Source organism: Sorangium sp. So ce321, assembly GCF_051530195.1.
In the GTDB taxonomy this organism is placed as follows: Bacteria; Myxococcota_A; Polyangia; order Polyangiales; family Polyangiaceae; genus Sorangium.
This window is the reverse complement of sequence record NZ_CP150329.1, coordinates 12,288,955-12,308,811: the sequence shown is the minus strand read 5'-3', so window position 1 is coordinate 12,308,811 and position 19,857 is coordinate 12,288,955. Positions and strand designations below refer to the sequence as shown.

The following is a 19,857-nucleotide window of genomic DNA, read 5'->3' as shown; positions in this document are numbered from 1 at the left end:
GTGGACGCGCCCGTAGACCAGAGAGGAGATCCCACGGGCACCCCGGGCGTCGCGGCGCGAGCTGGCGGCCGGGCTCCGGAGCGCGGGAGGACGGGAACCCAGGGGAAAGCGGAGGCGCGCGCGGCTGGCGCCCGGCTGCCCTTTGCAGCGCCGGATCGGCGTGGTACTGCCGTCGCTCGGAAGGATACGATGCCGCAGGATCCGAAGACCACTCCCACCCAGGTCAAGGCGCCGCACGGAGCGCGGGTGATGGAGATTCACTGGGCCGACGGGCACCGCGGCGTCCTTCCGCACGAGATCCTGCGCGGGTACTGCCCGTGCGCGAACTGCCAGGGGCACGGCGGCACGATCAACTTCGTGCCCGGCGGCGACCTGAACGTCCGCGAGATCGAGCAGGTCGGCAACTACGCGCTCCAGTTCACCTGGGGCGACCGGCACGACTCGGGCATCTACACCTTCCGGTACCTGCGCTCGCTCTGCCAGTGCGACGAGTGCAAGCCGCAATTCCAGCCGCCCCACTCCAAGTGACAGCCCGTCGCGCGCCCAGGCCTCAAGCTGCTCCGCCGGCGCGCGCCGAGCGGCAGCTCGATCCGTTCCAGATCGTCGACTCGTCCTTCGTCGCTGGCGCGGGCTCGCTCGCGTCGCTCCCGTCGCCCGTCAGCGCGGAGGTGGCGTTCGCGGGGCGCTCGAACGTCGGCAAGTCGAGCCTCATCAACACGCTCCTCGAGCGCAAGGGGCTCGTGCGGACGAGCTCGAACCCGGGCTCGACGCGGCAGATCAACTTCTACGAGGCCCGGGCGCGCGACGGCGCGGTGTTCCAGCTCGTGGATCTGCCGGGGTACGGCTTCACGCGGCGATCGAAGTCCGAGAAGGCGGCGTGGGCGTCGCTGATCGAGGGATACCTGCGCGGCCGCGTCACGCTCGCCGCGGTGCTGCTCCTCGTCGACGCGCGGCGGGGCCTCGAGGAAGACGACCTCGAGCTCGTCCGCTTCGTCGAGGCGTCGCGCGACGCGGCTCGCCGGCCGGTGGAGCTGCTCCTCGTCGCGACGAAGATCGACAAGGTGCCCCGCTCGTCGATCCGGCGCGCGCTGGATCAGCTGTCCGCCGCGGCCCCGCGGACCGCGGAGGGCGCCCTCCGCCGTGCGGTCGGCTTCTCGTCGATCTCCGGCGAGGGCAGGCGCGATCTGTGGCTCACGATCCGGCGCGCAACGCAGCTCGGCGGCACCGGCGCGGCGACGCCCAGCAGCGCGGCGACGCCGAGCAGCGGGGCGGAGGCGTCGAGCAGCGGCGCGGAGGCGCCGAGCAGCGGCGCGGCGACGCCGAGCAGCGGCGCGGCGTCGCCGAGCAGCGACCAATGACACGTCTGCGCGGGTGCGAGACGCGCGCGGGAACAGCGCATCGCACCGCGGATCGGTGCCGATGGAGGTATTGACCCGCCCTCTGGCCCTCCATTAACGTGCGGCTCCTCCGGCTTCGCGGGGGAGTCACCAGAGCCGACAGTCACGCTGTCGCGCGGCGTTCGCAGTGCAGGGCGCGCGCGCCGGTCCAGGTACCCACCGGCTGACCCTACGATGCCCGACTACTCCGGCCAGGTCACGCACGTCCACGCGTCGCTGACGCCGCTCTGGTGGATCCCGCTCCTGCCGCTGCTCGGCGCGGCGGTGAACGCGCTGCTCGGCCGGGCGATGCAGCGGAGCGCGTTCGGTCGCGACGTGTCGAAGCGGCTCCACATCGGGAGCCTCGGCGTCACGCTCGTCGCCGTGGGCGCCATGCTGGGCGCGTTCCTGCTCGGGCTCGCGAACGTCATCCAGCTCGTCGGGCTCGCTCCGGGGGAACGCGCGCTCTACAGCTTCGCGTGGCAGATGGTCCGCATCGGGTCGCTCGACGCGAACTTCGCGTTCGTGATGGACCCGCTGAGCGGCCTCATGACGCTGATCATCACCGGCGTCGGCGCGCTCATCCACGTCTACGCCGCGTCGTACATGGAGGCGGAGCCGGCGTACTGGCGATTCTTCACGTACCTGAACCTCTTCGTCTTCTCGATGCTGCTCCTCGTCCTCGGGGACAACTTCATCGTGATGTTCTTCGGCTGGGAGGGCGTCGGCCTCTGCAGCTATCTGCTCATCGGGTTCTGGTACAGCGACTACAAGAAGGCCTCTGCCGGCATGAAGGCCTTTGTCGTGAACCGGGTCGGCGACTGGGGCTTCCTCTGCGGCCTCGCGCTCCTCTTCTGGGGTCTCGGCGCCAGGTGGCTCGACGACGGCCGGTTCATCTCCGATTACCGCGCGCGCTTCATCGCGGTGGCCGCGGAGGCGCACGGCGAGGAGGGCGCCTCTTCCGCCCTCGCGAGCGACGGCGGAAGAGGCAAGGCGGGCGAGCGCAGGGCGCCGTCGCGCGCCGGCGCGAAGGGCTATCTCACCTTCACCGGCCACCCCGGCGCGCGCGTGTACCTCGGTATCGCCAACGCCGCGCAGCTCGCCTCGAGCCCGCCGCCGTTCGGCGTCTCCCCCTTCCTCCGCAAGGAGATCGACGCCGGGGTGCACTCCGTGGTCATCGTGCCGGGCGACGGCGCCGTGGTCGCGGGCGACGGCCTCGAGATCGCGGCGATCGAGCGCATGCGCGTCGAGCCGGGCCAGGAGGTCGTGGTGGCGACCGTGGGCTCGACGGTCACGTTCCGCGAGATCCACGACCAGCTCGTGATCAAGGACGCGAGCGGCAAGGCGTTCCTCAAGGATGCCCTCGAGTCGAAGACGGTGTGGGGCGGGGTCGCGCTGGTCACGCTGGCGTGCCTCTTCCTGTTCGTGGGCGCGGCCGGCAAGAGCGCCCAGCTCCCGCTCCATGTCTGGCTGCCCGACGCGATGGCCGGCCCGACCCCCGTCTCCGCGCTGATCCACGCCGCCACCATGGTCACGGCCGGCGTCTACATGATCGCGCGCCTCAGCTTCCTGTTCTCGCTGAGCCCGGCCGCCGGCGGGGTCATCGCGCTCGTCGGGGCCTCGACAGCGCTCTTCGCGGCGACGATCGGGTTCTTCCAGTACGACATCAAGAAGGTGCTCGCCTACAGCACGGTGAGCCAGCTCGGCTTCATGTTCATCGGGGTCGGCGTCGGGGCGTACTGGGCCGCCGTGTTCCACCTGATGACGCATGCCTTCTTCAAGGCCTGCCTCTTCCTCGGCTCGGGCTCGGTGATCCACGGGATGCACGCCGTGGAGCACGACGAGGCCGCCGCGCAGGACATGCGCAACATGGGCGGCCTCCGCCGCGTCATGCCGCGCACGGCGCGGGCCTACCAGGTGGCGTGCCTCGCCATCACCGCCGCCCCCATCCCGTTCTTCGCCGGCTTCTGGTCCAAGGACGAGATCCTCTGGAAGGCGTTCGGCGCTGAGAACACGGGCCCTATCCCGGGGCTGCTCCTCTACGTCATGGGCCTCGCCGCGGCGCTCGGCACCTCGTTCTACATGTGGCGGAGCTACTACCTGACCTTCGAGGGGCCGCACGCGCGCAAGGAGATCAAGAAGAAGGTCCACGAGTCTCCGGCGGCGATCACCTGGGTGCTCGCCGTCCTCGCGGCCCTGTCGGCGCTCTCCGGCGTGGTGTTCGGCTTCTCCAGCCACTTCGTCGGCGGCCACGGCGAGCCGCTGCTGGAGGCGTGGCTCCATCCGGTGTTCGCCCACGCGGAGGTCTCGTTCCAGCGCCACGGGCTGGGGCTCGAGCTCGCGCTGATGGCGCTCTCCGTCGGCGGCGCGATCTTCACCTTCTCGCTCGCCCGCTCGCGTTACGGCGAGCGGCGCTCTCCGCGCTGGGAGGCCGAGGAGCGGAGGCTCCCGGGCTTCCGGCTCCTCTCGAACAAGTACTACGTCGACGAGGTCTACGACGCGACGGTGGTGCGCGCCTTCCTGTCGCTGCGCCTCTTCTTCGCCGAGATGGATCGCTGGATCGTCGACGGGCTCGTCAACGCGGTCGCGGTCGCGGCCCGGACCGCGGCCTGGGTCACGGGCGCCATCGATCGGTACCTCGTCGACGGCGTCGTGAACGTCGTCGCCGAGGGCACGCTGAGCATGGGAGAGAAGCTCCGCTCCCTGCAGACCGGGCGCATCCAGAGCTACATCTACTTCGTCCTGGGCGGCGTCGCCTTGTTCAGCATCGTTCATTACTTCCTGGGGTGAGCGGCGGATGTCGAACCTCTCCTTCGTCAACGTGCGCCGTGGATTCGCCCTCGCGACCCCGGCCAGGTCCACCTCGATGAAGTGCCTGCTCTCCCTCGTGGCCGCGCTCTCCGTCGTGCTCGGGGCGGCGCTGCCCGCGCTGGCGCAGGCGCTCGAGGCGCCGGGCGCGCTCGAGCCGCGCGGCCAGATCGCGCTGCGCGCGGAGGTCCCCGGCGCTCCGGTCGAGCTCACCGCGAGCGGGCCGGACCACGCCGGCTCGTTCGCGATCGAGAACCGCGGCGACGGCCCGCTCAGGGTGACGCGGGTGATCGTGCGCACGTCGCCCGACGATCCGCGCGTCCCGCCGGGCGTCAGCGCGGAGCTCGAGGGCGGCGGCACCGCGGCGACCCTCCCGCCGGGCGCGAGCCGGAAGGTCGTGGTCCGGTGGAGGACCGCGGGCGTGCGCGCGCGCGAGCTCTACGGGCACGTCGTCGTCGAGTCGGACGCTGTCGGGGCCGGCGCGGCCGGCGTGCTGGAGACAGCGCGGACGCTCGCGATGGGCATCCACGCGGAGCGCGGGCGCGGCCTCGGCTTCGTCGGCGACCACATCCTCTCGATCATCACGTTCCTGCCGCTGCTCGGGGTGGTCGCGGTCTTCCTCGCGCACCTCCTGCGCTACCAGGACGACCGGAAGCTCCGGCTGCTGACCGTCGTGCTGATGGGCGTGAACCTCGTCCTCGCGGCGTGGCTCTACGCCCAGTTCGACCGGGGCTTCACCAGCGCCGACGGGAACGACGGCTACCAGTTCGTCGAGCACGGCGTGTGGATCCGCTCGCTGCACGTCGAGTACTTCGTCGGCGTCGACGGCGTGTCGATCTCGATGGTGCTCCTGACCGCGCTGATCTCGTTCGTGGGCGCGCTCGCGAGCTACAGCGTCCACGATCAGCTCAAGGGCTATTTCGCCATGTACAACCTCCTCGTCACGGGGATGTTCGGCGTGTTCATCGCCCTCGACCTGTTCCTCTTCTTCGTCTTCTGGGAGGTGATGCTCCTGCCGATGTACTTCCTCATCGGCATCTGGGGCGGGCCGCGGCGCGAGTACGCGGCGATCAAGTTCTTCCTCTACACGCTGGCAGGCAGCGTCTTCATGCTGCTCGCGTTCATCTGGTTCTACCTGAACGCCGGCCACACCTATCTGGTCGACGGCCAGGCGACCGAGCGCATCTTCTCGATCCCGGAGCTCTCGCGCGTCGCCTGGGCGGCGCAGGGGCTGGACATCCTCGGCATCCCCGCGGTGAAGGTGGTCTGGATCTGGCTCTTCGTCGGGTTCGCCATCAAGATCCCGATGTTCCCGTTCCACACCTGGCTGCCGGACGCGCACGTGGAGGCGCCCACGGCGATCAGCGTGATCCTCGCGGGGGTGCTCCTCAAGATGGGCACCTACGGCATCCTCCGCATCAACTTCACCCTGCTGCCCGAGGCGACGCAGTGGGCCGCGCCGGCCATGGCGGTGTTCGGGGTGATCAACATCCTCTACGGCGCCTTCTGCGCGATGGCGCAGAGCGACCTGAAGAAGCTCGTGGCCTACTCCTCGGTCAGCCACATGGGCTTCGCCCTGCTCGCGCTCGGCGCGATGACGCCGCAGGGCATCCAGGCCTGCCTCGTCCAGATGTTCAACCACGGCCTGATCACCGGGATGCTCTTCACCCTGGTCGGCGTGGTCTACGACCGCGTGCACACCCGCGACATCGACAAGTTCGGCGGCCTCGCCTCGGAGATGCCGCTCTACACGGCGCTCGTGGGCTTCGCGTTCATGGCGTCGCTCGGCCTGCCCGGCCTGTCCGGCTTCTGGGGCGAGGCGATGACGTTCATCGGCGCCTTCCCGCGCTACCGCGCGCTCACGATCCTCGCCGCCGTCGGCGTGATCATCACCGCGGCGTACCACCTCTGGGCGCTCCAGCGGATGTTCCTCGGCACGTTCCGCGCGTCGTGGCGGCAGAGCAAGTACCTCGAGCCGTTCGGCGGGAAGTTCCCGGAGATCAACCGGCGAGAGCTCGCGTCGGTCGCGCCGCTCGCGGCGCTGGTCCTGCTCCTCGGCTTCTGGCCGCGCCCGCTGCTCAGCCTCATCGACCGCGGCGCCCTCGAGGTGCACCGCCTCGTCGACAGGCCGGGGCAGTCCCAGATCGCCGGCGCGCCCGGCACGCCCGGCGCGGACATCGCCGCGTCCGCCCGCGCCCCGAGCGAGGGCGCCGCGGCGAGCCGGGGCGCCCTCGCCAGCGCCAGATAAGCCGTGGAAACCAGCACCCTCGACAACGTGGAGAGCCTCGCGTACTTCGCGCCGGAGCTCGGCCTCATCACCGCCGTCCTGCTGCTCGTCGCGTGGGACCTCGCGGCGCCGGCGCGCCTGAAGATCGGCGGCCTCGTGGTCCTCAGCCTCGCGGCGCTCGGCTGGTCGGGCGGGGTGGGCGCGTACTTCCTGGCGAGCGACGCCGGCCCGCTCAACCTCTTCCACGGCCTGCTCGCGTTCGACCGCTTCTCGAACCTGTTCCGCGTGCTCTTCGCGCTCGTCACCGCGGCGATCGTCCTCTTCTCGGTGCCGCCCGCGAGGGAGCCGGGGGTCGAGCCCGAGCTCCGGCGCGAGCCGGGCGAGTTCTTCACGCTGATCCTCGTGCTCTCGCTCGGCATGAACCTGATGGCGGCGAGCCGCCACCTGCTGCTCATCTACCTGTCGCTCGAGCTCGTCAGCGTCATCAGCTTCGTGCTCGCGGGGTTCAAGATCAACGACGCGAAGTCGAGCGAGGCGGCGCTCAAGTACGTCATCTTCGGCGGCGTCTCGTCGGGGATCATGCTCTACGGGATGAGCTGGATCTTCGGCATCACCGCGTCGATGCGCCTCGGCGAGTGCGCGGCGCGGATCGCCGCGCTCACGGCGCAGCAGGGCAGGGTGCCCGAGGTCGTCTTCGTGGGCGTGGCCTGCATGCTCGCGGGCTTCGGCTACAAGATCAGCGCCGTCCCGTTCCACATGTGGACGCCGGACGTGTACGAGGGCGCGCCGACCCCGGTGACCGCGTTCCTCTCGGTCGGCCCGAAGGCGGCTGGCCTGGCGGTGCTGGTCCGCTTCTTCTGGGACGCGCTCGGCGCCGGGAGCGCGTCGCCCGCCGTCGAGACGCCGTGGCCGGTGCTCGCCGGGTGCCTGGCGATGGCGACCATGACCGTCGGCAACCTCTCGGCGCTCGGGCAGGAGAACGTGAAGCGCATGCTCGCCTACTCGAGCATCGCGCACGCCGGCTACATGCTGCTCGGCTTCTCGGTGTTCAGCGACGCCGGCCTCGCCGCCATCGTCTTCTACGTCGTCGTCTACTGCTTCATGAACCTCGGCGCGTTCCTCGTGGTGATGGCCGTGGCCGAGAGGAGCGGCGGGGGCGAGACGCTGTCCGTGTTCCGGGGGCTCGGGCGCCGCGCGCCGCTCGTCGCGGCGGCGATGGCCGTGTTCCTCGTCTCGCTCACCGGCCTGCCCCCGATGGCCGGCTTCGTCGGCAAGTTCTACCTCTTCTCGGCGCTGATCTCCGCCGGGGGCACGTGGAACTGGGTCGTCGCGGTCGTCGGCGTGCTGAACAGCGTGATCTCGCTCTTCTATTACGCGCGCGTCCTCCGCGCGATGTACCTCGAGCAGGGCGAGCGCACCGAGCCCGCGCCCGTGCGGCGGCTCCTTGGCGCGATGACGTGCGCGCTCGCGATTCCGACCCTGCTGCTAGGGGTCTACTGGGGTCCCGTTTACGATCTCGTGGCCAGCTCCCTGACAATCGTGCGTTGACGGCGCGTTGACGGCGCGTTGACGGCGCGTCGACGGCGCGTCGACGGCGCGTCGACGGCGCGTCGACGCTGCATTGACTGGATGTTGACCGCGCGCTGAGCGCCCGCTGCGCTGCCGGCGCCCTCCGGTCGGCGCGCTCGCCGGAACGCACGCGGCGGTATCGATCTCCCGGCGATCCTTGCTAGTGTGCGCGCGCGTGGCCACGACGCAGGACGCGAGCTCTCCAGAGGAACGCTTCACGCGGGGGGTGCGCCTCGTCCCGGGCGGCCTCGACATCGGCGGCACGCTGGTCCCGCTGTACGCCGGCAGCCTGCACTACTGGCGGCTCGACCCGCCGGACTGGCGCGCCTGCCTGGAGGCCACGCGCGCGCTCGGCGTTCGCCTGATCGACATCTACGTGCCCTGGGCCATCCATGAGACCGGGCCGGGCCAGTTCGACTTCGGCGTGCTCGATCCACGCCGCGACGTGGGCGCCTTTCTCCGCCTCGCGCACGAGCTCGGCTTCTACGTCATCGCCCGCCCGGGTCCGCACATCAACGCGGAGCTCACCGGCTTCGGCATCCCCGAGCGCATCCTCTGGGACCCGAGCTGTCAGGCGCGCTCGGCGCGGAACAACCCGGTCGTGCTCCCGATGCTGCCGTACGGGTTCCCGGTGCCGAGCTACGCGAGCGACGCGTTCCACGACGAGGTCGCCCGGTACTTCCACGCGCTCGCCCCGGTGCTGAAGCCGTACCTCTATCCGGACGGGCCGATCGTGCTCGTCCAGATCGACAACGAGGGCGCGCTCTACTTCCGCGACGGGGCGTACGACCAGGATTACCACCCCGACGCGGTCTCCCTGTACCGCGGCTTCCTGCGCGAGAAATACCGCACGATCGAGGCGCTCCAGCGCGCGTACGCGAAGCGGCCGGAGCCCCCGCCGGAGGGCGCCGCGGCCGAGGACGCCGGGGCCGCGCTCCTGCGCGCGGTCGCCCGCGAGCACGCGCAGGTCGAGGAGGACGACCTGCGGTTCGCGACGATCATGCCGCCGGTCGCGTTCGACGCCGAGACGCCGGCCGACCTCGCGCGCCACCTCGACTGGAGCGAGTTCCACGAGCACCTGCTCGAGGTTGCCATGGGCCGCTTCGCGAAGGCGCTCTCCGCGGCCGGGGTCGACGGCCTGCCCACGATGCACAACTTCCCGATGGGACAGGAGGCGACGCCGCTCAACTCGGCCCGCATCTCGCGCGTCGTCGACCTCGTCGGCCTCGACTACTACAGCGTCGCGAGCCCGAGCAGCCGCCAGATCATCGCTCGCCGCACGAGCGAGCTCGCCGTGCGCTGCGAGGCGCTCTCCTTGCCGCCGTTCGCGTGCGAGATGGGCGCCGGCTTCCCGCCCTTCTTCCCACCGCTCGAGGAGCGCGACAGCGTCTTCGTGATGATGGCCGCGCTCGCCTACGGGCTGCGCGGGTACAACATCTACATGGCGGTCGAGCGCGATCGCTGGATCGGCGCGCCGATCGATCCCCACGGCCGCCCGCGCCCGTTCGCCGCCTTCTGGCGGAAGCTCGCCGCGGCCCTCGAGGCGACGCAGTTCCACACGCTCCGCCGCCCGGCGCCGGTGCGCATCGTCACGCCGCGCACCGAGCGCCGGCTCACCCGCGTGATGCACGCGTTCGGCCCGCTGACGGGGGCGTTCTTCTCGATCCTGAACTTCGGCGCGCGCGATCGCTGCCTCGAGGACGACCTCGGCCTCGGCTACCCGCTCGCGGTGGAGTCCGACACGTTCGTGCGCGCCTTCGAGGAGGCGCTCGACGCGCGCGGCGTCCCTTACGCCCACGTGGGGGGCGAGGATCGCGACGTCTCGCTCGCCGGGGCGCGCTGGATCATCTGCGCCACCTCGGGCGGCCTGAGCCCGGAGCTTTTCGCGCGGCTCGAGTCGGCGGCAGGGCAGGGGACGCTGATCACGCTCGGCCCGCGCGAGCCCGCCTTCGACGGTGCCTTCCGCGAGCTCTCGCAGCCCTACGACCTGAAGCGGCTCCTCGCCCCTGGCCAGAACCTGCCGGCGCTCCTCCAGGACGACCCTGCCGCGGCGGACTCCGCTGTGTCGCGCGCCATCGACGCGCTCGGCCTGCCCACCTTCGCGTGCGATCCCGGCAGCGTGTTCGCCACGCTGCACGAGGACGCGTCCGGCACCCCGCGGGTGCTCTTCCTGCTGAACCCCGAGGACGCCGACGTGGTGGCGCGCGTCACCGTGCGCGCGGCGCGCGGCCGCGACGTGCTGGACGACGCGCAGTTCGAGGCGCGGCGCGGGGCGCTGGAGGTGCGGCTCATGCCGCGCACCGTGCGGATGCTGGCGCTCGAGTAGCGGGCGCGCCGGAGCGTGAGCGCGGCTTCTCTCGATGCCTCCTCGCCGTGTCGAGGGGCCGTCGATCGATCGCTTGCCCCCCGAGCATCGGATGCCCTGGGTGCACACGGGCTTCAGATGAACATGAGCTGAGCTGCCAAGGGCGCGAGGAGAGGAATCCTGGGGGGGAGCTCTCGGTGGCTCGGCTGCCCAGGCTTCATCTTCTGGTCCTGGTCTGGCGCCTTTGCGGCGCAGTCGTCATCTCTTCGCGGTTCAATCTCTGTCTCTTGGCGTGTTTGGCGTCCCTGGCAATTCAACCTTCATCCCTGGCATCCTGGTGGTCTTCGCGCTCCGGACCGCCGTGTCACGCGCCGCCTCTCGGTCAGCGATCGAACCGCAGCGAGTTGCCCTCGGCGTCGCGGAAGCGGCCCATGCCGATCATGAGCATGTCGATCAACGACCAGATCCCGAGCCCGCCGCACGTGAGGAGCTTGGCGATGCCGAGGCCGGTCTGGCCGAGGTAGAAGCGATCGGCCCCCAGAGGCCCCAGGAAATAGGAGAGCAGGAAGAGCGTCGACTGGCTCCGGGTCGGGTAGCCGACGGGCGCGTCGCGCTTGAGCACGAGGCCCTGGGCGTCTCGCATGGATCCCGTGCCGATCAGGACCAGATCGATGAGGCTCCAGAAGCCGAATCCACCGCACGTGAGCAGCTTCAGGAGGCCGAGCCCGGTCTGGCCGAGGTAGAAGCGATCGACGCCGAAGATCCCGAGAAACGCCGCGAGCAGGAAGGCTGTTGCCTGGTCCTTGTCGGAGTAGACCTGAATCGGGCCGGGGTGGGACGGTCCGCTGCCGTAAGCGGGCGGCGGGCCCCACCCACCGCCCGGCGGCGCGCCTTGTCCTCCGGGCGGCGGGCCCCACCCACCGCCCGGCGGCGGGCCCTGTCCTCCGGGCGGCGGGCCCCACCCAGGCGGCGGGTATCCGCCTCCAGGCGGCGGATATCCGCCCGCGGAGGAAGCACCGCCACCGCCGGGCATCGCGCCCTGACCGCCTGGCGGGCTCGACCCCCAGCCCCCGCCGTTGCCCCAGCTTCCGCCTCCGTTCCCCCAGCCGTTGCCTCCGGGCGGGAGCCCGCCACCGCTCGTGCTCATCCTTGCTTCCTCCAGCTGACGTGGCGGCGGCGGCTGCCGTGAGCCTCCGCGGTCGTCGGCCGAGCTTGACTGTATCCCGGAATCCGCACGTTGCGCCCGCGTTACGTGGAAATCGCTGGTGTATGCCGGAGGCGCACCCTACCTTGGGCGCGCAACGAGCCGCCGAGGGCGGCGTAACAGACAAGCGCACACGACAATGCAGGATACCCAGTCCGATCGATGGTTGTCGTTGGCCCTCCGGGTGGGGCTCGTCGCGCTGTTCTTCTGGATGGTGAAGGGACTGCTCATCCCGGTCCTGCTCGGCGGGCTGGTCGCGCTCCTCGTCTCCCCGCTCCAGCGCCGCCTCGCGCCTCGACTCGGCCGCTTCCGCAAGTTCGCGCCTGCGATCTCGACGGTCGGCGTGATCATCCTCGTGTGCATCCCGCTGGCGGTCATCATCATCGAGGCTTCTGCCTCGATCAGCCGCTTCTTCGCCCGGGACTGGTCCAGCACCATCGAGCGCGTCCAGGGCCTCCTCAACGACGGGAGGATCACCGGCCTCCTCAACCGGGCCGGCCTCTCCGGGGATGACGTCCGCAACTACGTGAGCAACCTGTTCCAGCGGGTGGGCAGCTCCATCGCGGGCTTCGCGGGGGGCATGGTCGCCGCGGTGCCGCAGACGATCGTCGACGCCTTCCTGTTCACCGTGGCGCTCTACTACCTGCTCCGCGACGGCGGCCTGCTGCTGCGCTGGCTGCTCACGCAGTCGCCGTTCAGGCACGAGGAGACCGACGTCCTCTTCGCGTCGATCCAGGACACCGTGCACGGCGCTGTCCTCGGCCTGCTCGCGACGTCGGCCGTCCAGGGGACGCTGACCACGATCGCGCTCTTCATCTTCAAGGTGCCGGGCGCGTTCCTTTTCGGCCTCCTCGCCACGCTGCTCTCGCTCGTGCCCATGATCGGGACCACGCCGGTGACGCTGGGCGCGGCCGTCTACCTGTTCATCGTCGGGCGCATCGGCGGCGGCATCGGCATGTGCGTCGCGGCCGCCCTGATCGGCCTCTCGGACAACGTGATCCGGCCGTGGGTCCAGAGCTCGCACGGCGGGATGCACCCGCTCATCGCCCTGCTCAGCATCTTCGGCGGCCTCGAGCTGTTCGGCGCCGCGGGGATCTTCATCGGCCCTGTCGTGGCCGCCGTCGTGCTCTGGGCGGTCGACACCCGCGCGACCATGCCGTCGTCGAGCCTCCCGCCCGGGCTGCTCGCCTCGCAACCGCCGCCCTCGCTCGGACCGACCTCGCGGCCGCCGCCGGGCTCGCGACCGCCGCCGGGCTCGCGGCCGCCGCCGGGCGGCTCGCGACCGCCGCCGGCCTGAGGCGGGGCGCGCGCGGCGCGCTCACCGGGGCGGCGCGCGCATCGCGAGCGGCGCGCTCACCAGCGCTCGATGCGGTACCCGCGCCGCGCGGCGACCCGGCGCAGCCTGGGATCGGGGTTCACCGCGACCGGCTCCGCGACGAGCTCCAGGAGCGGCAGGTCGCTGATGCTGTCCGTGTAGAACGTCGCGTCCTCCAGCTGGAACCCCTGCGCATCGGCCAGCGCCTGGGCGCGCGCGACCTTGCCCTCTCCGAAGCAGAGCGGAGGCTCGGCGCGGCCGGTGAAGCGCCCGCGATCGTCGACCTCGAGCACGCTCGAGACGAGGTGCTCGATCCCGAGCCGCCTGGCGAGCGGGTGGGAGGCGTAGCGGGACGCGCCGGTCACGATGGCGCAGAGATCTCCTGCTGCCTTGTGCCGCCTCACGGCCTCGCGCCCCGCGTCGGCGATGTGCGGCTCGACGTGGAGCCGGAACCAGTCGTCGCAGCGGGCCGCGAGGACTGTCTCGGGCATGCCCCGGAACGCGAGCAGCGCCTGCTCGGCGACCTTCGCGGCGTCGAGCACGCCGAGCGTGTATTGCCCGACCCAGTAGAGGGTCTTCAGGAGGTCGCGCGTCGTCGCCTCGCCGATCTGGCGCTGGTACTTCACGTAGAGGCTCGCCGTCTCCTTGCGCAGCAGCGTGCGGTCCATGTCGAACAGCGCCGCGCGCCGGCGCGCCGCGCGGCCGTCCCGCGGCGCGCCGCCGTCCTGCTGCCCCGGCGCGGCGTCGCTGCGCGGGCGGGCCGGCGCCGGGTCGTCGAACGAGGTGCTCACGGCGAATGACCGTAACCGGTGGCGAGGGTGAGGGAGAAGAGGTTGCACGCCGCGTGGAACAGGAGCGGCGCCCCGATGCCGCCGGTGCGCGCCCGCAGCCACCCGAAGAGCAGCGCGGGGAAGAAGACGGCGAGCCGGGCGGGGTGCAGGATCGTGAGCACGTGGCCGAGCGCGAAGATCGCCGCCGAGATGAGCCACGCCGGGCCGAGCGGCGCGCCGAGGACGCGGACGCGCGGCGGGAAGACGCGGTCGAGGGCGCTCTGGAGGTAGCCGCGGAAGAACGCCTCCTCGGGCAGCGCGATCACGAGCAGCTGCGCGGCGATCTCGTCGGCGGAGGGCGGGCGCAGCACGAACGGCGAGGTCACGCCCCAGTACAGCCGGTAGCCGAGCCAGAACGGCGGGAAGACGATCGCGGCGACCAGGGCCGCCCAGGCGATGGCGCGGAGCGCGGCGCCCGCGAGGCGCGCTGCCGACAGCGGCACGGGCTCGAGGATCCCCCCGAGCGACAGGCCGTGGGCGCGGATCGTCGCCTCGTCGTACCGCAGCACGAGCCAGAACGTCGCCGCGAGGAACGTGAGGCCCACGAGCGTGCCGGCGTAGCTCTTCGGCGCCGCGTAGGACACCGCCGTCACGGCGGCGGTGGTGATGGCCGCGGCGAGGAGCGCGCGCGGGGCGGTGGGCTCCGGGGGCCGCGCGCGCTCCTCGCTGCCCGGCGCGCTGTCGTCGCGCGCGCCGGCGGGCGTGCCGGGCGCCTCGCCGCCGGCTTGAGGGGGCACGTCGCGGCTCGGGTCGATGGGCGTCGGCGGTTGCAAGGCGTGCTCGTCGCGGAGGGGCGCGGGCGGGGGTCGCGACGCTGAGGGCGTCGCCGCCGCGCGCGCCCAGCGTAGCCGCGACCACGCCGCTCCGCGATGGTCAGCGCTGCGGGCGCTGCTCACAGGTCCAGCCTCCGCCCGATTTCTAGCCTTCCAACCCGGTCCCGTTAGAGTGCGGCCGCTGTGGCGTTTTCCCGTCTTCGCTGCCTCCTGAAGCCGCTGGCCTGCGCGCTGCTCGCGTCCGTCGCGACGCTCGGTCCGGCGCCCGCGACGGCCGCGTCGCCGTTCCTCATGACGCCGGAGGCGAGCATCGCCGAGGCCTCGCCGGCGTACCGCTACGCCAACATGACGGACGACGAGGCGCTGGCCGAGCTGGATCGCCGGAAGATCCTGTACCTCAAGGTCGAGCGCGCGCCCGGGGTACGCGCGCCGATCCGGCTCACGGGCCGGCTGAACGGCGTGAACTTTCACTCGGTGCTCCCGCCCGAGCAGCGCGTGACGAGCGTCTTCGAGATCCTCGACGCGCGCCTCGCGCTAGCGCTCGACGATTTCGCGGCCGTGCTCGCGCGACACGATATCGACGAGGTCGTCCATTACACGATGTATCGACCCAACGTGCCGATGCCGGGCCGTGAGGGCGCGGACGACGAGGGAGAGCACGGGCACGCGATCGCCCAGGCAGCGGGCGCGGACAGCGCCGTCCGCAAGGAATCGACGAAGCCCGCGACGTCCGTCTCGCTCGGTGAGAAGGGGGAGCTCGACGGAACATCGAAGGCGCCCGAGGAGCCGCCGCGGCGCCTCAAGGAGAAGGGCGCCGCGGAGGCGGTGCCGAAGGAGAAGGGCGCTGCGGAGGCGGTGCCGCAGGCCAAGGGCGCTGCGGAGGCGGTGCCGCAGGCCAAGGGCGCCGCGGAGGCGGTGCCGAAGGAGAAGGGCGCCGCGGAGGCGGTGCCGAAGGAGAAGGGCGCTGCGGAGGCGGTGCCGAAGGAGAAGGGCGCCGCGGAGGCGGTGCCGAAGGAGAAGGGCGCTGCGGAGGCGGTGCCGAAGGAGAAGGGCGCCGCGGAGGCGGTGCCGAAGGAGAAGGGCGCTGCGGAGGCGGAGCCGCAGGCCAAGGGCGCCGCGGAGGCGGTGCCGAAGGCCAAGGGCGTCACGGAGGCGGTGCCGAAGGCCAAGGGCGCCGCGGAGGCCGTGCCGAAGGAGAAAGCGGCCGCTCCCGTGACGCCGGGCCCTCGGGCGCGGGCGACCGCGGCGCGCAGCGGCCCGGTAAAGACCGCCGGCAAGGCCGGAGCGCGGCGTGCCGCGCGCCGCAAAGCGGGACCGACAGGGGCCACGGCGTCCCCGGTCAAGCGCAGCGGCGCCGTCGCGCTGCGTACCGACGCGGGACAGAAGCCCCGCGGCGCCGTCGCGCTGCGCACCGACGCCGGGCAGAAGCCGCGCGGCGATGTCGCGCTGCGCACCGACGCTGCACAGAAGCCGCGCGGCACGTGGGCTCCGCCTGGCACGCGTCACCCCGCCGGCCTGGCCATCGACGTCGGCGCGCTCAAGAAGCGCGACGGCACCTGGATCAGCGTGGCGCGCCACTTCCACGGCCGGATCGGGGACAAGACCTGCGGCGAGGGGGCGCCCCAGCCCGAGCTCCCCGAGGCGCGCGAGCTCCGGTCGATCGTGTGCGAAGCGGCCGATCTCGGGATTTTTACATACGTGCTGACGCCCAACTTCAATGCGGCGCACGTCGACCACTACCATATGGAGATCAAGCCGGGCGTCCGGTGGTTCCTCTATCACTGAGCGCAAGACCCGCGCAGCATTCCGCTGTACAGCCCTGAAACGGCGCGCAGCGCGCTCCACTGCACATCCGTTGATTGCGCGTTTTTTGGTGAGTTGAGCGGTTTGTGCGCGCAACTTTCGCCGTGAGAGCGACGATCCCCTTCCCGAACGAAGGCGCCGGCTCTCCGCCGCGCGCCCCCGCAAGGGAGGTCGACGGACATGGTGCAAAAGAAAGAAGGACAGCCGCTCCCGGGGACTTCGTACCGCCTGCTCCGGAGGATCGGATCAGGCTCGTGCTCCGAGGTCTTCGAGGTGCTCGGGCGCCGCGGCCAGCTGCGCGCGCTCAAGCTGCTCCGCGCCATGCACGAGGGGTCGAGCGAGATCGGCGCGCGCCTCGTCCAGGAGGGGCGCGCCCTCTCGGCGCTCAGCCACCCGCACATCGTGAAGGTCGAGGAGGTCGGCGTGACGAGCGACGGCCGGCCCTTCCTCGTGATGCCGCGCCTCTTCGGCGAGACGCTGCGCGAGCGGCTCGACGCGCGCGGGCCGCTCGCGACGCCCGTCGCCGTGCGCATCGCCATCCAGGTGCTCGGCGGGCTCGCGGCGACGCACCGGGCCGGCATCATCCACCGCGACATCAAGCCGGCGAACGTGTTCCTCGCGCAGGTGAGCGGCGATGAGCACGGCGCCGACGACCTGGAGCGCGCGCCGGGCACGCCGGGCGCGCCCGAGATCGAGCGCGCGGTGCTGATCGACTTCGGCATCGCGAAGGTGAGCTGCGACGGGCTGGAGCCGTCGACGGGCTCGAACGTCCTTGGCACGCCGCGCTACCTCTCCCCGGAGCAGATCCGCGGCGAGGAGGTCGACGCGCGCACCGACGTGTACGCGGTGGGGCTCTTGCTGTTCGAGGCGATCACGGGGCGCGGCCCGTTCCCGGTGGTCGACTCCATGGCGGTGATGCGGGCGCACCTCCACACGCCGGCGCCGCGGATCCGCTCGCTCCTCTGGGTACCTCCGGCGCTCGACCACGCGGTCGCGCGCGCCCTCGAGAAGGACCCGGCGCTCCGCTGGCAGACGGCCGACGCGATGGCCGCCGCGCTGGCCGAGGCGCAGGGCGAGAACGGCGGCAGGGAGACGCCGGCCGACGGCGGCGCGGGGCTGCCGGCCCCGCCGGGCGGCGAGCGCAGCGCGCGGGCGCAGCTCGCGGGCGGGGCGGCGCGATGACCTGCTCGCTGGAAGCGCGCTCCGAGGCGGGCACCTTGCTGTACACGCGCGGCGCCTTGCTCGCGCCGAGCGCTCCCCTCGCGGGGCAGCGCCGCGCCTTGGTCGAGGGCGAGCCGTCCGGAGACGCGCGGCGCCACCGCGCGCTCGTCGAGGGCGAGCCGCTCCCGGGCACGCCGTACGCCGTGGTGCGCCTGCTCGGTCAGGGCGGCATGGGCGAGGTGTACGAGGTCGAGCACCTCGAGCTCGGCCGGCGGTTCGCGGTGAAGCTGCTGCACCGGTGCCACGCTGGCCGCCTCGATCTCTCGGCGCGCATGCGGGCCGAGGCCCGCTCGATCGCCCGCCTGCGCCACCGGAGCCTGCCCGAGGTGTTCGACCTCGGCGCGACCGAGGGCGGCCGCCCCTACTTCGCCATGGAGCTCCTCGAGGGGCGCGACCTCCGGACCGAGCTCGCGCGCCTCGGCGTCGTCGCGGTCCCGACCGCGCTCGGCCTGGTCCTGCAGGCGCTGTCCGCGCTGTCGCTCGCGCACGCGGCGGGCATCGTCCACCGCGACCTCAAGCTCGAGAACCTGTTCCTGTGCGACGACGGCACCCTCAAGGTCCTCGACTTCGGCGTCGCGAAGCTCCTCCACGACGGCGCCTCGCTGACCGCCCCGGACGCGGTCATCGGCACGCCGAGGACGATGTCGCCCGAGCAGTGCGCCGCGCAGCCCATCGACCCGCGCGCCGACATCTACGCGATGGGCCTCGTCCTGTACGAGCTCGTCGCCGGGCGAGGCCCGTTCGACGAGCTGCGCGGCCGGCGCGACGCGCTCCGCCTCGCCCATTGCGAGCGCGAGCCGCCTCCGCCGTCGCGCCTCGCGCCGCAGCTGATCCCGGCCGCGCTCGAGCGGCTGATCCTGCGCGCGCTCGCGAAGGCGCCGGAGCACCGCTTCCAGACGGCCGCCGACATGGAGGCCGCTGTGCGCCGGCTGCACGAGGGCGCGCGATCCAGCGCGGCGCCGGCGCCCCGCGCGTGGGAGCTCACGCCGACGGCGAGCGACTTCCCTGTGGTCGGCTCGAGCGCGGACGGCGAGGCGCGCGTCGACGCGCCCGCGCCGCGTCGGCCGTCGCCCGCCCCGCCGAGCCGTGGCAGGGCCGTCGCCGCGCGGCTCGCTCACCGCCTGCGGGCGCGCTCGCGGCGGCGCGCACGTCCGGCGCCGCGCGCCGCACGCGCCGCGTCGCGCATCGCCGCGCTCGGGGTGTGCGCGCTCGCCCTCGCGTCCGCGGCGCTCGTGCTCACGCTCGCGCAGCGCTGGGTCCCGGGCAGCGATCACCCCGCGCCGGCGCCGCCTTCCGCGCGCGCCGCGGCGCCGGTGCGCTCGGCTGTAAGGTAGCCTCGCCGCGCTCGTTCTCCGGTCGACACCGCACTGCGGAGTGGAGGCACCATGAACCGGACGCGACGAATCGGGCTGGCTTGTTTGGCGACATCGCTCCTCGCGAGCGCTGCCTCGTGCGGCGGCAGCGCTCCGGCGCGCTCCGCGGACTCCACGTCGGCGGGGAGAGGCGCGACCGTGAGCGATCCATCATCTGGCTCACCTGGGATCGCGTCCTCCGGCACCTACGAGCTCTCGGACAGCGCCGCGTCCGACCCCGCCGCGCCCGCCTCGCCGGCGCCGCTCGACGCGTCGCCCGCGGCGCCGCCTTCAGGGTTCGACCAGCCCGCGGCGCCGTCTGCCGGGTTCGAGCAGCCCGCCCCGCCGCGCGCCGGCCGCGCCGAGGGAGCGGCGCGCAAGGCGCCGAGCAGCCAGGTCGCGCCGGAGCCGATCGAGCGCCCGGGCCTCGGCACCGAGTGGGGTGAGACGCGCGTGTCCCGCATCTCCACCGCGCCGTTCATCCGGGCCCAGGCCGAGCGTCCGTTCGCTGTCGCGAGCCTGTTCTACAACGACGCGGAGGGAGCCCGCGCCATGGCGAGCGCGTCCGGCTTCCGCCGCACGTCGCCGCAGACGTTCACGCTCGCCGGCGGCGGCGTCGCGGTCGGGCTCCGCGGCGAGGACGGCGGCTTCCTGAGCGGCTTCGTCGCGGGCGAGACGAGCCATGTCATCGGCGAGGCCGGCCAGCGCTACAGCGTCGTGCTGCGCAACCTCACGCCGAGCCGGATCGAGTGCGTCGTCTCCGTCGACGGCCTCGACGTCATGGACGGCCAGCCCGCGGCGTTCAGCAAGCGCGGCTACCTGGTCGACCCGCACGGCGAGATCGAGATCGACGGGTTCCGTCAGACCATGGACACTGTCGCGGCGTTCCGCTTCGGCTCGGTCCGCGGCTCGTACGCGAGCCAGAAGCACGGCGACACGAGGAACGTCGGCGTCATCGGCGTGGCCCTCTTCCACGAGCGCGGCACGGCGCCCTGGACGCTCGACGACGTCCGGCGCCGCCGGGAGGCGAACCCGTTCCCCGGGCAATTCGCCACGCCGCCCGGCCTCTGAGGC

At 72.5% G+C, this 19,857-nt stretch carries 14 protein-coding genes; 11 read left to right on the top strand and 3 right to left on the bottom strand.

Annotated features, from left to right (window positions below; translation table 11 throughout):
• Positions 1-189: 189 nt before the first annotated feature.
• The 6 genes from WME89_RS45645 (at position 190) to WME89_RS45620 (ending at position 10,306) form a co-directional block, all read left to right on the top strand.
• Complete coding sequence (locus WME89_RS45645) at positions 190-528, top strand: gamma-butyrobetaine hydroxylase-like domain-containing protein (RefSeq protein WP_437621109.1); 339 nt, start codon at positions 190-192, stop codon at positions 526-528.
• Positions 525-1,358, top strand: coding sequence for a ribosome biogenesis GTP-binding protein YihA/YsxC (gene yihA, locus WME89_RS45640; RefSeq protein ID WP_438005827.1), 834 nt, complete (start codon positions 525-527; stop codon positions 1,356-1,358). Before WME89_RS45645 ends, yihA begins: the two co-directional genes overlap by 4 nt.
• A gap of 213 nt (positions 1,359-1,571) precedes the next feature.
• Positions 1,572-4,166, top strand: coding sequence for an NADH-quinone oxidoreductase subunit L (locus tag WME89_RS45635; RefSeq protein ID WP_438005826.1), 2,595 nt, complete (start codon positions 1,572-1,574; stop codon positions 4,164-4,166).
• Between the two features lie 7 nt (positions 4,167-4,173).
• On the top strand, positions 4,174-6,432 hold the full coding sequence (locus WME89_RS45630; RefSeq protein ID WP_438005825.1) for a complex I subunit 4 family protein: 2,259 nt from the start codon (positions 4,174-4,176) through the stop codon (positions 6,430-6,432).
• A gap of 3 nt (positions 6,433-6,435) precedes the next feature.
• Positions 6,436-7,959 (top strand): NADH-quinone oxidoreductase subunit N, encoded by a 1,524-nt coding sequence (locus tag WME89_RS45625; RefSeq protein WP_438005824.1) that lies wholly within the window; start codon positions 6,436-6,438, stop codon positions 7,957-7,959.
• A gap of 196 nt (positions 7,960-8,155) precedes the next feature.
• Positions 8,156-10,306, top strand: coding sequence for a beta-galactosidase (locus tag WME89_RS45620; RefSeq protein ID WP_438005823.1), 2,151 nt, complete (start codon positions 8,156-8,158; stop codon positions 10,304-10,306).
• A gap of 361 nt (positions 10,307-10,667) precedes the next feature.
• Here the strand turns inward: WME89_RS45620 and WME89_RS45615 are convergent, their stop codons facing one another.
• The gene (locus WME89_RS45615) at positions 10,668-11,432 is read right to left on the bottom strand and encodes a TM2 domain-containing protein (protein ID WP_438005822.1); all 765 of its coding nucleotides are present in this window, start codon (positions 11,430-11,432) and stop codon (positions 10,668-10,670) included.
• A gap of 223 nt (positions 11,433-11,655) precedes the next feature.
• Here WME89_RS45615 and WME89_RS45610 point away from each other — a divergent pair, with 223 nt between their 5' ends.
• Positions 11,656-12,786 carry an AI-2E family transporter gene (locus WME89_RS45610; RefSeq protein ID WP_438005821.1) on the top strand — a complete coding sequence of 377 codons (1,131 nt, stop codon included), beginning with the start codon at positions 11,656-11,658 and terminating at the stop codon, positions 12,784-12,786.
• A 56-nt stretch (positions 12,787-12,842) separates the two neighbouring features.
• On the opposite strand, the gene WME89_RS45605 is transcribed toward WME89_RS45610, so the two are convergent.
• Both WME89_RS45605 and mrtC read right to left on the bottom strand, forming a co-directional pair.
• Positions 12,843-13,595 carry an HAD family hydrolase gene (locus WME89_RS45605; protein WP_438005820.1) on the bottom strand — a complete coding sequence of 251 codons (753 nt, stop codon included), beginning with the start codon at positions 13,593-13,595 and terminating at the stop codon, positions 12,843-12,845.
• Positions 13,592-14,407 (bottom strand): myxosortase MrtC, encoded by an 816-nt coding sequence (mrtC, locus tag WME89_RS45600; RefSeq protein WP_438005819.1) that lies wholly within the window; start codon positions 14,405-14,407, stop codon positions 13,592-13,594. The genes WME89_RS45605 and mrtC overlap by 4 nt, the downstream gene beginning before the upstream one ends.
• 183 nt (positions 14,408-14,590) lie before the next feature.
• Here mrtC and WME89_RS45595 point away from each other — a divergent pair, with 183 nt between their 5' ends.
• The 4 genes from WME89_RS45595 (at position 14,591) to WME89_RS45580 (ending at position 19,854) form a co-directional block, all read left to right on the top strand.
• The gene (locus tag WME89_RS45595; protein WP_438005818.1) at positions 14,591-16,192 is read left to right on the top strand and encodes an extensin family protein; all 1,602 of its coding nucleotides are present in this window, start codon (positions 14,591-14,593) and stop codon (positions 16,190-16,192) included.
• 198 nt (positions 16,193-16,390) lie between these two features.
• Entirely contained in the window at positions 16,391-17,392 is a 1,002-nt protein-coding gene (locus WME89_RS45590) for a serine/threonine-protein kinase (protein ID WP_438005817.1), read from the top strand.
• Positions 17,389-18,765, top strand: coding sequence for a serine/threonine-protein kinase (locus WME89_RS45585; RefSeq protein ID WP_438005816.1), 1,377 nt, complete (start codon positions 17,389-17,391; stop codon positions 18,763-18,765). The genes WME89_RS45590 and WME89_RS45585 overlap by 4 nt, the downstream gene beginning before the upstream one ends.
• Before the next feature lie 177 nt (positions 18,766-18,942).
• Positions 18,943-19,854, top strand: coding sequence for a hypothetical protein (locus tag WME89_RS45580; protein WP_438005815.1), 912 nt, complete (start codon positions 18,943-18,945; stop codon positions 19,852-19,854).
• Positions 19,855-19,857 lie beyond the last annotated feature (3 nt).

Excerpts from the sequence above, each read along its gene's own strand:
- WME89_RS45645 (WP_437621109.1), top strand. The coding sequence starts at position 190 with ATGCCGCAGGATCCGAAGACCACTCCCACCCAGGTCAAGGCGCCGCAC.
- WME89_RS45635 (WP_438005826.1), top strand. The coding sequence starts at position 1,572 with ATGCCCGACTACTCCGGCCAGGTCACGCACGTCCACGCGTCGCTGACG.
- WME89_RS45630 (WP_438005825.1), top strand. The coding sequence starts at position 4,174 with ATGTCGAACCTCTCCTTCGTCAACGTGCGCCGTGGATTCGCCCTCGCG.
- WME89_RS45615 (WP_438005822.1), bottom strand. The coding sequence starts at position 11,432 with ATGAGCACGAGCGGTGGCGGGCTCCCGCCCGGAGGCAACGGCTGGGGG.
- WME89_RS45590 (WP_438005817.1), top strand. The coding sequence starts at position 16,391 with ATGGTGCAAAAGAAAGAAGGACAGCCGCTCCCGGGGACTTCGTACCGC.
- WME89_RS45585 (WP_438005816.1), top strand. The coding sequence starts at position 17,389 with ATGACCTGCTCGCTGGAAGCGCGCTCCGAGGCGGGCACCTTGCTGTAC.